At 43.6% G+C, this 13,102-nt stretch carries 11 protein-coding genes; all 11 read right to left on the bottom strand.

What is annotated here, in order from left to right:
* Positions 1–10: 10 nt before the first annotated feature.
* The 11 genes from G6R28_RS00825 to G6R28_RS00775 all read right to left on the bottom strand — a co-directional run bounded on the left by G6R28_RS00825 (position 11) and on the right by G6R28_RS00775 (position 13,026).
* Complete coding sequence (locus G6R28_RS00825) at positions 11–1,366, bottom strand: DUF2142 domain-containing protein (RefSeq protein ID WP_213792351.1); 1,356 nt, start codon at positions 1,364–1,366, stop codon at positions 11–13.
* A gap of 112 nt (positions 1,367–1,478) precedes the next feature.
* Positions 1,479–3,518, bottom strand: coding sequence for a GDSL-type esterase/lipase family protein (locus tag G6R28_RS00820; RefSeq protein ID WP_213792350.1), 2,040 nt, complete (start codon positions 3,516–3,518; stop codon positions 1,479–1,481).
* 54 nt (positions 3,519–3,572) lie between these two features.
* Positions 3,573–5,063 (bottom strand): GH25 family lysozyme, encoded by a 1,491-nt coding sequence (locus G6R28_RS00815; RefSeq protein ID WP_213792349.1) that lies wholly within the window; start codon positions 5,061–5,063, stop codon positions 3,573–3,575.
* A gap of 10 nt (positions 5,064–5,073) precedes the next feature.
* Positions 5,074–5,469, bottom strand: coding sequence for a hypothetical protein (locus tag G6R28_RS00810; protein WP_213792348.1), 396 nt, complete (start codon positions 5,467–5,469; stop codon positions 5,074–5,076).
* 295 nt (positions 5,470–5,764) lie between these two features.
* Entirely contained in the window at positions 5,765–6,769 is a 1,005-nt protein-coding gene (locus tag G6R28_RS00805) for an LTA synthase family protein (RefSeq protein WP_213792347.1), read from the bottom strand.
* Positions 6,770–6,829: 60 nt separating this feature from the next.
* Positions 6,830–7,783 (bottom strand): LTA synthase family protein, encoded by a 954-nt coding sequence (locus G6R28_RS00800; RefSeq protein ID WP_213792346.1) that lies wholly within the window; start codon positions 7,781–7,783, stop codon positions 6,830–6,832.
* Positions 7,784–7,998: 215 nt separating this feature from the next.
* Positions 7,999–9,366 carry a magnesium transporter gene (gene mgtE / locus G6R28_RS00795; protein ID WP_213792345.1) on the bottom strand — a complete coding sequence of 456 codons (1,368 nt, stop codon included), beginning with the start codon at positions 9,364–9,366 and terminating at the stop codon, positions 7,999–8,001.
* A 52-nt stretch (positions 9,367–9,418) separates the two neighbouring features.
* Positions 9,419–10,327 carry an RluA family pseudouridine synthase gene (locus G6R28_RS00790; RefSeq protein ID WP_213792344.1) on the bottom strand — a complete coding sequence of 303 codons (909 nt, stop codon included), beginning with the start codon at positions 10,325–10,327 and terminating at the stop codon, positions 9,419–9,421.
* 161 nt (positions 10,328–10,488) lie between these two features.
* A complete protein-coding gene (locus G6R28_RS00785; protein ID WP_213792343.1) occupies positions 10,489–11,286 on the bottom strand; it encodes an NAD kinase in 798 nt (265 codons plus the stop codon).
* Positions 11,287–11,361: 75 nt separating this feature from the next.
* Positions 11,362–11,934, bottom strand: a complete 573-nt coding sequence (locus G6R28_RS00780) for a GTP pyrophosphokinase (RefSeq protein WP_213792342.1) — start codon at positions 11,932–11,934, stop codon at positions 11,362–11,364.
* Positions 11,935–12,063: 129 nt separating this feature from the next.
* Positions 12,064–13,026 carry an ROK family glucokinase gene (locus G6R28_RS00775; protein ID WP_213792341.1) on the bottom strand — a complete coding sequence of 321 codons (963 nt, stop codon included), beginning with the start codon at positions 13,024–13,026 and terminating at the stop codon, positions 12,064–12,066.
* Positions 13,027–13,102 lie beyond the last annotated feature (76 nt).

Genomic DNA, 13,102 nt, shown 5'->3' with positions numbered 1-13,102 from the left:
AATTATACTTTTAACAAATCTTTTCTTTTCCTTCTACTCGTACAAAAAATAACGAAATTAAAGGTATTAATGGCAAAAGATAACGTGCCTGGAATCCTTGTATATTAGTCATATCAAACGTTTGTCCTATTCCACCCTCATATAATTTTGTCCAAGTGGTTAATAGGGCAAAGTTAGTTAGAAAGAGTGAACCTAAACAAGCAAATACAAACATAAGGATTGGAAAATAACTTCGAATTTTAATCGCGAACGATTCATGGTTCATTGCACTGTAATAACTATAATTCATGGTGATAGAAAGTACAATCAACAGAATAACAAATATCATTAGCGTAGATTCGATTGTGGATGAAGCATTATCATGGCCTAACCCACGTAGCATGAGTAATGGAATATTCCACGTAAACGCCAACACTGAAAAAACAGCCTGAACGAAATGTGCTTTTACAACATGCATATTTGCTGAAAGATCAGTGAATCCAAGAAGAACGGTACCAAACAGTTTTGACCACAGTACACTACTTAATACTCCAATTAAACTGCTGGTTACGATTACTCTTAATTTATTTATTAAATTAAAGAAATTATTAGGAATTAAAAATAAAATAATGATTTCAGGAACATAGGCAATCTTCAGGTTAAACATTAGCAATATTAAACAAGCAAATAATATTTTTTCTTTAAAGTTAATGACCCGATTTGAACCATTAGCAGCAAAAATATAATGCATAACCACTGCGATGAATAGTGCAGAAAAAGCAATGTTAATTGCATCGCCTGCAACTGAAGAAGCAAGGAATACGGACAACGGGAAAATACCAGTTGCAACAATGATCCACTTTGCCTTTGGCATAATAATAATTGCAACAACAAAAATAATACTATAGACAATCAGATTACTTATCCTTGCCAACTGCCAACTTGAATAGGGTTCAAGATGCATCGATAGCCCGATACGGAGTCCTATAGCGGGTGCCGCCCAATTTACCGGCGAGTACTGTGTTCGAGACAACCCCTCGACTAACTTTGTAGAAGTATGCTGTTCAGCATCCTTTTGCTTTACAATGTTACTATCTTTTTCAAAGGGAGAAATGACTCGAGAAGCATAATCTAAATCCCCACCATCTAAAGTTATGTAGTTTTCATGGCCATGAAATACCATTTCTTTTACATTATTTTCAAAGTAACTTTTCTTAAACTCTCGATGTAGGTAGCCTGTTGCAACTGTATAAGTATTATATAAGTGCATTGCATTGTCGCCAAGGGTCTTAGCTCCGACATTGCTGATATAGAGGCTACCTAATGTTATTATACTGATAATAAAAACAATTAATGGCATGCTACTATCTAGTAATTTATTCCGCATTATATTTCCATCTCCCTAGAATTCCTAATTAACAAAGAAAAGTATAACAAATTTAAAAGAATAATTTCTAAATAAAAAGCCGTAGTATCCAAGAATACTGCGACTCTTTCAATTAACGTAAGTAAAATGTCCCATCATTACCAAAATAATAATGATGGCCATCAATCATTTGGTCTCCCTGAACAGCCCGACCATTATTATCTGTCCAATAAGTATAACCCCATGCATGACGCCAACCGGCATTTTGACGGACGCCGTCAACAAACCAATAGTAGGTCCCCATGTAGAAGCGGAAGCCAGTAAACAGCTGGCCATTTTCATACCAACGGTATCCGCCGTTTTGACTTGATCCATCCCAGATATAACCGGAAACAGGTCGCTCATAATAGGTGCCATCATCACCAAAGTTGTAAACTTTCCCGTCAATGATTTGGATACCTTGAAGGGCACGGCCTGTGTCATCTGTATAGTACGTCATACCCCAAGCAGAACGCCATCCAGCGTTTTGGCGGACACCATCAACGAACCAGTAATATGTTCCCATGTAGTAACGGAAGCCAGTAAAAAGCTGACCGTTCTCATACCAACGATAGCCGCCATTAGCGTTCGAACCATCGTAAAGATAACCCGAAGAACGCATATAATAGGTCCCATCATTACCGAAATCAAAGTTTTGACCATTGATATTAACAATCCCCTGGACAGCACGTCCATTATCATCAGTATAGTAAAGATGTCCCCAAGCTTCTCGCCAGCCAGAGTCCTGACGGACACCGCGAACAAACCAATAGTAGGTTCCCATATAATAACGGAAACCAGTATAAACATAGCCATTTTCTAACCAGCGCCAACCAGATAAGGTATTGACGTATCCACTCACATTACCCAAATCATAGTTTTGGTAATTTGCCTGATAATTCTGGCTATTTGTTTGGCTAATCGTTGAAGCAATTTTTTGCCCAATTAGCTTGTAGGTGTCATTTGTTGGGTGCACGCCATCCGGAATTGTTTCAGCATGGTTAGCATCTGTCACAACACCAGCATCAATTACCGTAACACCTAGGTCATGCCCGATTTGTGTTAAGACACTCTTTAATTGGTTGATTGAAAAACCATCATTCCCAATAGCATCATTATTCATGCCATTTGCAAAATCCCCCTGTGGCAAAAGAAGGAAAATTTTAACGTTTGGATTAGCTTCGTGAATTCGACGAATGCTATCTTGGTAAATTTGAGCAATCGTGTTCAAATTTTTACCACCACCATAGTTCACATCATTCACGCCAAGAGCGATGACGATTTCAGTTGCCTTGGTAAAAGAAGGATCGGACGTTAGTTGATCCGTCATCCATACCATGTCCTTTCCAATTTGTGTACCAGAATAGGCTGTCTTATTTTTATAAAGTTTTTGCAAGTCTTGTGCTGCATATACATCATAAGATTGAGAACCATCATTGTAGGGGTTCCAACCAACTGTGGTCGAATCACCAAATCCCCAAAGAATACCGTTTTTAGCAGTGAGCTTTCCACTATCGTCAACGGAATACGGAACGTTATTAATAATCAAATTACTATTTGATTTTTGAAGAATAAAGTTATCGCCAAAATAGTATTCATCTTGTCCAATTGTCTGTAAACCATTATAAGATTGTCCGTATTGGCCAAAGTAGTAGGTATTGTTATCCACTGTAACAAATTGATTAGTAGCACGTACACCATCGTTATAATAAGCATAGCCATCCGCATCAGAAAGCTTGATTAAGCCATTCATAACGGCCGCAATACCATTTCCATCAAATTGATAACGCTTACCATTGACAGTTTGTTCCGTGCTTTTTACAACTTGATAATTATCAAATAAGTAAGCATGACCATTGATGTTATCTTGCCAGCCGTTAACTGCCTGACCATTAGAATCAAAATAATAGCCATCATGCCAAGCGTTTTTGTCAGCTTGTCCACTAACCATATATTGATAGCCTTGCCCATTGGCATTTTTTACTAGCCCATCCGTTATGGTCGTGCTTGTTTCAGTTTCATTAGCTGAAACAAGATTTTGAGACTGATCTAGGCCTATTGCCATAGAAGCTGCAAGAATCATCGAAGCAGCAAGGACCCAATTTTTACCACTCTTGTACATCTTAACACGCATGATTTTCCTCATCTTTTCTAATAAAAAAGCCACTACTTCCGTAGTGGCTTAGGATTAACGTAAGTAATACGTTCCATCATTACCGAAGTTATATGTTTGACCGTTAATCGTTTGAATACCTTGTACCGCTCGACCATCTTGATCAGTATAGTACTTCATTCCCCATGCTTCGCGCCAACCGGCATTTTGACGAACACCATCTACAAACCAATAATAGGTGCCCATGTAGTAGCGGAATCCAGTGAATAACTGACCATTCTCATACCAGCGATAGCCACCATTTTGTGAGGAACCATCAAATAGGTAACCACCACGTTCATAATAAGTACCATCATCGCCAAAGTAATAGTAGGTTCCATCAATTTTTTGAGTCCCCTGGACCGCACGTCCGTTGTCATCGGTATAATATTTCATACCCCAGGCCTCACGCCAACCGGCATTTTGACGGACCCCGTCAACAAACCAATAATACGTGCCCATATAGTAGCGGAAGCCAGTATACAGTTGGCCATTTTCATACCAGCGATAACCACCGTTCTGTGATGAACCATCATACAGGTAACCAGATGATCTCATGTAGAATGTACCATCTGAACCAAAATCAAAATTCTGGCCATTGATATTCTGAACCCCCTGGACCGCCCGTCCATCTGCCCCGGTATAGTACATGTGTCCCCATGCTTCATGCCAGGCCTTATCAGAGCGAACACCATTTTCAAACCAGTAGTAAGTACCCATGTAGTACTTAAATCCGGTAAACATTTTACCATCTTCAACCCAACGCCAGCCACCAGCTTCCGGTACATAACGGTAACCAGAGTCTCGAGAAGCTAACCCAGTGTAGTCAACAGACATGTCAAAGGTTCCGGAAACACCGTTCACATGAGCGTTTGAAGTCCACTGCCACATGCCATACTGTGTGTTCCACAGATGATCACTCGAAGGTTCATATGGATAAGAAGCCATCCAAATATGGTCATTAGACATAAAAGACCGATCCATATTGTATGTAGAATAAGTATAAAGGGCAGTATCAGAAAATCCACGAGCGTGTAATTGGTCATTAAATACCCGGGCATTATTTGAAACATTATCTTTAATCAAAGTATTATCTTCAACATCATCAACCATCAAATCAGACGAAGAAAAACCAAGGCTGTATGCTACATTAGCAAAATAATCAGCCTCTGCACGTGCACCGTTTTCATCGTGGAAACGTGCAAAATGATAAGCTGAGACCTTCATTCCAGCAGCGCGAGCGTTATCCACTTGAGTTCGTGCATATGGATTTGTATAATCCGTCGACTCGGTTAACTTTACAATGACACCTTTAATACCAGCTGCCTTCATCTTGTTAAAGTCATCAACTGAAAGATTTCCCTGATAAGAAGCGATGTCAACAACATCCATAGCGGGTAGCCCTGATTGTCCGGCAGTAACGTACGGAACACCATCAGCTACAACACGCTGAACATTAATTTGGTTAGCAGTTATTCCAAAAACCGAAGCAGCTGCCAACGCTAATAAAGTATTTTTAAAATTCATTTTTTATTCCTTATTGATGAAAATTCTGCTTAGCATAATCGACAACAGAAATCCCTTGTTGACTGGCATCTGACACAATCTTTTGAATGTCTGAAGGTGCCCACTGATCAACCGGAAAACCTGCATTTCGTAGCTGTGACGTTGCATCGGCTACTGATTCAGAAGAAGGAGTCGTAGGCTCTGCTGCTCCTTGACCACCAAATGCCGTATGTTTTTGAGATGAACTACTTGTCACTGAAGCTCCCGTCATACTCGTGGTAGAAGAGGTCATTTTTTGACTTTTTTTAACCGATTGGTTCGAAGAGTTATTTTGACTGCTAGTGTTTTTAACGCCCAAAGAAAATGCTCCCCAAGCTATTAATCCTGCTACAATCAATGTGCCAATAGCAATTAATACTTTTTTCATATTTATTTTCTCCTTTATTAAATTAAAAAAGACGAAACCATCCAACATAAATATACATTAATTACTAACTAAAAAAAAGATGACAATTGTGCTATAGCAAAAAGTTATCATCTTCTTAAAATTTATTCAAAATATCATTGCTTATCATAGAACAAAACTTCATAAAAATTACTAAGCAAGTAAATGTTACAAATCAAGAATACAAACAACCATAACAAAATTTTCACGATAAATATCAAAAGAACTTTCATTTTGGTATGCATTACTTCGAATTAAAAATATAAACTTACTCAGTTTACTTAAACAAGTTCTTAAATTGATACGTCTTTATTTCTGGCGCATCAGTCGTGTAATCTGAATAAGTACTTTTTTTATCGTTCTTTGCAAAGAGCGAAGTTGAGTTCTTATTGTTCGAAGATGTTTTCAATCGATTGACAGTCTTTTTAACTGAATAATCCGAAGAACTAATCTTATTCTTGACGAATCCATTTTGGTAAAAGCGTAAAAGATTTCGTTCGTTCATTTCATCAGAAACGTTTAGTTTCTGTTCTGCCGCCTTCGAATTAGCAGTTACTTGTTTTTTCTGTACATCGGTTAGATTCTTAATTTCTTTTTTTATCTGTACATCCCAGATTTTCTTAGAAATGGAAGCGAGTGTTGGTGACACCCAATCACCATTTCTCATGACAACCAATTGGGAACGATTTTGTGATAACAAATCTTGACCCAGCTGAAGGTACTTACTGGTTGAAATCCCCATTAGGTGCTCAATTGTTGGTAACACATCAATTTCACCACCATAGGTATGATTAACACCACCATCAGTCATTCCAGGAATATGGATGATTAACGGAACCTTCTGAACGTTTTGACTATCTAAGTCCGTCCAAGAAGAACTCTTTTTCCCAGTGGCTGCAGCCAGGGATTTATAGTCCGTGCTAGAAATACCGTAATGATCACCATAAAGAACAACCATCGTATTATCGTATAATCCAGACGTTTTGAGATACGTAAAGAATTCCTGTACTGACTGATCCAAATAATGGTTGGTTATAAAGTAATTATCAACGACTTTGCTACCAGAATTAGAAGTTTTAAAGTTAGCGTCTTGATCAACTTTATCCAACGTATAGGGAACATGGTTCGTAACAGTTAGATACTTGGCATAGAATGGCCGCTCTAATCGTTCCAAATAAGGAACAGATTCTTTAAAGAGCAGCTTATCCTTCAAACCATACGTAGCAAGATTTTTCTTAGAGTTATCGAAGTAGTCAGAAGAAATAAAGTTCTGATACCCCATATTCTTATAAACGTTTGATCGGTTATAAAAGAGTGGATTATTAGCGTGAAAAACAGCCGATTAATAGCCGGCTTGCTGCTGCAAAATTCCTGGCAATGCTTGAAATACTTGGCTAGAACCCAACTGATTAAAAAGCGATCCCTGTGACAAACCAAAGGTCGAGGTATCAATCAGGTTTTCTGCATCAGATGTCCTTCCCTGCCCCACCTCATTGTAAAAATTATCAAAAGACAGTGAGCTGTTACTATGAAAGAGCGAATTCAAGAATGGCGTCACCTCTTGGCCATTCACCTTTAAATCAATCGAAGACATCTGTAACGATTCCAGGTGAATTACAATAAGGTTTTTACCGTTCGCCTTACCATAGTAAGACATATTCAAATCCGTTTGGTTATTCTTAACGAATTGCTCGACCGTTTTAATGTCTTGAGCACTAGCATTTCGACGCTTTTCGTTTAATTGACGCGCATTATAGCCACCAACAGCCAAAAAAGGGAAAAGACCATTATTCCGAACAACATACTCTCGATTAAAGGACTTTCCATACGCTTCTGAATCATGAAAAAAGGAAATGGTAAAGTTGAAAATCAATAAGGCAAATCCGACTGCGATAAATTTCAAAACTCTGGGCCATCTTACTGCATAATTTTGATCATGACGAATGACCGAAATGGTCGCAATCAAAGCAAAAAAATCAAAAAAATACATGATATCATGCTTTGTAAAAATAATTGCCTGCGCTAATTCCCCCTGCTGTCCACTAATCGAGGAATGCAGCATCGTATTAATCGTTAGAAAATCCGAAAAGCTCCGGAAATACAAAATAAAGGCATAGAAAAAGAGTGATAAGAACACCTGACTAATGATCAATGTTCCATAATAAAAGCTTCTTCTTTTCACAAATAGCGGAATTGCGAAATAAATCAATAAGAAGCTTAAGGGTGTGATAATGAGAATCACGTATTGAAGGATACTACTCGTGTGCAAGCCATTAAATTCTTTCCAATAGGCCACCACCGTTTTTATCCAAAAATAAAATTACAGTTAATGCGTATAACTGTAATTTTTGATTTCCACGATGAATACGATTCATCATGTTTGTGTATAATTTTCTAAATGTTTTCTGCATATTAAGTATATAAAATGATCAAAACATCAATATTGATTTCAAATAGTTATACAAATGAATACTGACTTCAATCGTCTAAATTATTTTGGAATTAAAATTCCTACTTCCCCACAAACCCACTCAGCATGGCTGTTGCAATGCTGAAGTAGATCAAAATTGAAGCCCAGTCACAGACCGTGGCGACCAGGGGACCGTTGATGACGGCTGGGTCGATGTTGAGGCGGTTTAGGAGGGCTGGGACAAGGTGGGCCAAGAGTGATGAGGCCAAGATTGACAAAGCCAGGGAGAGGCCGACTGCAAGGGCCAGGCCGTCGTTGCCTTGCCAGAGCATGGTGACGAGGGCGAGGACGGCCCCACCGATGATAGAAAGAACAAGGGCCGAGATGAACTCGGAAATGAGGTTCTTCCAACCGGATTGGTCGGAGCCGTTGCCGAAGTGGCGGATGGCCAGAGCCAAGGACTGGGTACCGGCGTTACCTGCCGTTCCGGCGATGATGGTGATGAAGGCGGCGAGGATAGGTGCTTGGCGGATGGTGTGTTCAAACATGCCGATTAAGGCCGTTGAGGCCAGCCCAAGGACCAACAGTGTTAGTAACCATGGAATCCGCTTAATGGCGGAATGCCAGGCGGAGTCGTCCGTGTCGGAGACATCGACGGCGGCAAGGCCGGAGTAGTCTTCGACCGCTTCTTCGTCGATGACGTCAACGATGTCGTCGACTGTGATGATACCAAGCAAGTGCTTGTCAGCATCGATGACGGGAATGGAGAAGAAGTTATAATCGGCCACGACCTGGGCCACGTCCTGCTGGTCGCTATCGGCCGAAACGGAGATGACACGGGTATTGGTGATCGAATCGATGGCCATGTCGTCCGGGTGGGTCAAGAGGTCACGCAATGAGACAACCCCAATCAGATGGTTCTCGTCATCAATGACGTAGACGTAGATGATGGATTCGGCTTCTTCAGCCTGCTTTTTTACCTGGCGGAGAACGTCCTTGACTTTTTCAGAGCGCTTCACGGCCAGGTATTCGGTGGCCATCAAGGAACCAGCCGTATCGTCCTCGTAGTTGATCAGCTGCTTGATTTCCTTGACTTCGTCAGCGGGCATCAGGGCCAGGTAATTGGCGACTTTTTTAGCGGGCATAGCTTGGAGCAGGTCAGCCTCGTTATCGGCAAACATGGCCACCAGGATGTCGGCCCCCTTCTGCTCTGGCATCTCTTCTAGGAGGGCGACGATTTCTTCGGGATCGATTTCCAAGTTGTCAAAAATCGTGGCCAAGGTCTCGTCGTCCATGATCCGCCAGGCCACTTCGCGAATGTTTTCAGGCAGAGCCGCGTAGACCTGCCCCTTTTCAAAGTCGTGCAGGGCCGTGAAGCGGTTCATAAAGAGATCGTCTTGACCAGTGGTAATCAGGTTTGCTAACTCATGAACAGTTTCTGCTAACTGTTGTTCATTATCAAGTGCCATTCTTGCTGTCTTCCTTTCGAGGGGCTGTGCCCGCTCTAATCCGTCTAAATGCTTAATTTTCTTCGATATCTTTTAGGGCCGTGAGGTCCTCTGGCAGATCCGTTTGCAGGTGCCGTGTTATTTCTGCAAAGGGGTCGTAAAAGGACATTTGATAGGCGTGTAAGGCCTGGCGCTTCAAGCCGTACCAGAGTGGACCACCGTAGAGGTCATCACCCACCAGCGGAAAGCCAATGTGCTTGAAGTGGACGCGAATCTGGTGGGTCCGGCCGGTGTGCAGCTGGACTTTGACACGGGTCATGGGGTGTTCAGCATCCTGCTCGTAGCGCTTTTCGACCCAGTACTCGGTCTTCGATGCCTTTCCGTCTTCAGTGACCGTCCGCTTGATAAAGTCCCCTTCGAGGCGGCCAATTGGCGCTTCAATGATGCCATGGTCGTCAGGCAGAATGCCTGAAACGTAGGCCGTGTAGAACTTTTCAACCGAATGGTCCTGGAGCTGCTGGTCCAAAACGGCGTGAGCAAAGCGGTGCTTAGCCAACAGAACCAGACCGGACGTGTCACGATCCAAGCGGGTCACGACGTGGGGCACCAAGTCCTCGGCCTCCTCGTCAATCAGATGGCCCTTCACCTGGTTGACCAGAGTGTGCAAGCGGTCGGCATGGCCGGGCACCGTCGTCACCCCGTAGGGCTTATCGACGGCCAAGAAGTGCTCGTCTTCGTAAATCACCTTAATTGGTGAAAAGTCCGGCACAACCAGGTCGTTCCCCTGCTCAACCGGCATGATAATCGTGGCCACATCCCCCTTCTTCAGGTAGTCGGAGGTGTAGACCTGCTTATCGTTTACTAAAATGGCACCGCCGTTATGCTTCATCTGTGAAAACATGCGGTGGGAAACGCCATGACTCTGGAGGAAGGAACGAACCTTGCGGTCCTCATCGCCTTCATATGTCCAAGAAAATTTCATAAGTAATCGTGATTTTCGCGGTGACCACTGGGTCTTCGCGTCCTTTCGGGTGGGAATTTGGTGGGTATGTAGATGGGACAGTGATTATGACTGTCGAAAACGACTCGTCAATCGCTTGAATCGTCGTCGGTCGAGTGCAAGAAGTATTTCTCGCCGTCGACCTAGTGGTCGATATCGGCGATAAATGCTTCTTGCACTCTGTGCCAAAAGTCGAGGTGCCGGTAAGAGGCAAAGTGAATCGATTGCTCTGCCACTTCAAAGGTGACCGACACAACGTCTTCGGCCAGAATCTCCAGCTGATCGCAGGTAATCAAAAAGGACTGGTGCTTTGGCTTGACCGTAATGCTCTGGCCCGTGGGCACAATCAGGGGTGAACCAAGGGTACGGAAGACCCGGTTGTTGATTGAGGCAATTTCTGACATCTGGATAGCCTGAAGGGATGGGTGAAGGACCGCCCCGCCGTTGGCCTTGTTGTAGGCTGTCGATCCGGTTGGCGTGGCGATGGCAACACCATCACCACGGAAGCCTTCGAAGTGGTGGTCACCCAAGTAAATGTCGGCCACTAGCGTTCCAACCGGCTGCTTAACCGTTGCCTCGTTTAGGGCCAGGTACTCCTCCGTTGTGCCATCGACCATCTTAGTCGTCAACTTCAACAGCGGATAGGAAACCCGTTCACCGGAATCCTTGACCAAGGAGGCAACCAATTCCTTGACTTCGTTTCCCAGCCAATCGGTGTAAAAGCCGAGGTGGCCGGTGTGCAGGCCGACAAAGCGGAGGTCTTCCTTCAAACCGATGTATTCGTGAAAGGCGCCGAGCAAGGTGCCGTCCCCTCCGACCGTGATGACCAGGTCCGGGTTGGCATCGTCTTGTTCAATGCCCTGACGGTCCAATTCGGCTTTCAATTCTTTCACAATTTTCAGTGACCGTTCTTGGTCATTGTGATAGAGTGCGACTTTCATAAAACTTCTTTCTTTGGTGCGGTTCGAGTCTGGGCGGGTGCATCATCGAGTGATGCGCAATCCGTGAGTCAAACCCTAATCCATTTCCTTTACTTCGGCCAGTTCCTGTTCTAAGGCAAAGGTCTGCTCGGAAATCTCAGCCAGCTTTTCGGCCACTTCCGGCTTAATTTCACCGTGCTTATAGTTCAGGTCGTGTTCAATGGTTGACCAGAAATTCATCGCCATCGTGCGAATCTGAATTTCGGCCAGCACCTTGGTCTCACCAGAGTAGAGCGAAACCGGGTACTCGATGACCATGTGATAGGAACGGTAACCGGATGGCTTGGCGTTCATCACGTAATCGCGCTCTTCTAAGATGGTAAAGTCGGTCCGCTTACGCAGCAGCTCAACCACCTTGTAGATGTCATCGATGTACTTGGTCATGATGCGCAGGCCAGCAATGTCTTGCAAGTCCAAAGCCAGACGATCCTCGTGGAGGTGCCGACGGACGATTTTTTCTTCAATGGAGGCCTGGGACTTAACCCGGCCCGTCACGGATTCAACCGGACGGGTGCCCGTTTTGACCTGACCAGTCGTCAAATAACCGAGCTTGACTTTCAACTCGGCAACAGCCTGTTCGTATGGTTCAAAAAACGTTGTCCATTCCATGCTTGGACCTCCTTTTCCCGCAATGGCAAAATAACGCCACAATACCCTTTTATTTTACCATAACTTCCTGACTGCTTAAGCAGACAAAAAAGAGCAGCCAGCTGGCTGCTCTTTGATTAATTATTCAAATTACTTGTTCTTTGCCAATGAAGCGGCACCGATAACACCGGCGTCGTTTCCAAGTTCGGCCAACTTAACGGTCGTTGACGTGCGAACCGTTGGGAAGGCGAAGACTGACCAGTTCTTTTCCACGCGTTCACGCAAGAATTCACCGGCTGCGGCAACCCCACCACCGATAACGATGGCTGATGGGTTCAAAATGTTTGAAATCGTAGCGGCTGCGTAACCCAAGTAGTAGGCCAACTTGTCAACCGTTTCGTTAGCAAGGAAGTCCCCTTCCTTGGCCAAGTCAAAGATAATCTTTGACGTCACTTCATCCCCGTCATCAATCATCTTCTTCAAACGTGATTCACCAACGTATTGTTCGGCAAAGTCCTGTGCCAAGTGCACAACACCCGTTGCCGAAGCGTATTGTTCCAAGCAACCGTGGTTACCACAAGTACACAAGTAACCGTTTGGTTCCACGATGATGTGGCCAACTTCACCACCGGCACCGGCCACACCATGAATCAATTCGTGGTTGGCAACCAGCCCACCACCAACACCGGTTCCAAGCGTGATGAAGGAAACGTCGGCATCGTTGTTTCCGGCACCCTTCCAGGCTTCACCCAAGGCAGCGACGTTTGCGTCGTTGTCAATCGTGAGTTCAAAGCCGGTTCCGGCCTGAATTGGTTCCTTGACAGCTTCTTCCTTAGCCCAACCAAGGTTGTAGGCACCCTTAACGGTTCCGTTCACACGGTCAACCGTTCCAGGCGTTCCCATTCCAATTCCGATCACGCGTGAACGGTCCAATTGGTACAGGTCCAAGTGGTGGTTAATGGATTCAATGATGTCTGGCACGATGTGCATGCCATCGCCCAAAACGTTTGTTTGAATTGACCACTTTTGTTGCACTTCACCTTGGTCAGTCAAAATTGCAAACTTGATGGTCGTTCCACCAAGGTCAACACCAATTAATTTATCTTTTGTCATGATGATTAATTGGTTCCCATTGGCCAAGGCAAAATGGGAACCGCCTCCTATTTCATAAGTTACAAGTCTATTTTAA

Origin of the sequence: Fructobacillus papyrifericola (assembly GCF_018437235.1) — a bacterium.
GTDB classification, from domain to species: domain Bacteria; phylum Bacillota; class Bacilli; order Lactobacillales; family Lactobacillaceae; genus Fructobacillus; species Fructobacillus papyrifericola.
The sequence above is the reverse complement of the archived record's forward strand: the minus strand, read 5'-3'. Positions and strand labels throughout refer to the sequence as shown.

What these genes read in the sequence shown, in the direction of transcription:
- G6R28_RS00780 (WP_213792342.1), bottom strand. Translation starts at nt 11,934, where the DNA reads ATGGAATGGACAACGTTTTTTGAACCATACGAACAGGCTGTTGCCGAG.
- G6R28_RS00790 (WP_213792344.1), bottom strand. Translation starts at nt 10,327, where the DNA reads ATGAAATTTTCTTGGACATATGAAGGCGATGAGGACCGCAAGGTTCGT.
- G6R28_RS00810 (WP_213792348.1), bottom strand. Translation starts at nt 5,469, where the DNA reads ATGAAAAAAGTATTAATTGCTATTGGCACATTGATTGTAGCAGGATTA.
- G6R28_RS00825 (WP_213792351.1), bottom strand. Translation starts at nt 1,366, where the DNA reads ATGCGGAATAAATTACTAGATAGTAGCATGCCATTAATTGTTTTTATT.
- G6R28_RS00775 (WP_213792341.1), bottom strand. Translation starts at nt 13,026, where the DNA reads ATGACAAAAGATAAATTAATTGGTGTTGACCTTGGTGGAACGACCATC.
- G6R28_RS00805 (WP_213792347.1), bottom strand. Translation starts at nt 6,769, where the DNA reads ATGGGGTATCAGAACTTTATTTCTTCTGACTACTTCGATAACTCTAAG.
- G6R28_RS00815 (WP_213792349.1), bottom strand. Translation starts at nt 5,063, where the DNA reads ATGAATTTTAAAAATACTTTATTAGCGTTGGCAGCTGCTTCGGTTTTT.
- G6R28_RS00785 (WP_213792343.1), bottom strand. Translation starts at nt 11,286, where the DNA reads ATGAAAGTCGCACTCTATCACAATGACCAAGAACGGTCACTGAAAATT.
- G6R28_RS00820 (WP_213792350.1), bottom strand. Translation starts at nt 3,518, where the DNA reads ATGCGTGTTAAGATGTACAAGAGTGGTAAAAATTGGGTCCTTGCTGCT.
- mgtE (WP_213792345.1), bottom strand. Translation starts at nt 9,366, where the DNA reads ATGGCACTTGATAATGAACAACAGTTAGCAGAAACTGTTCATGAGTTA.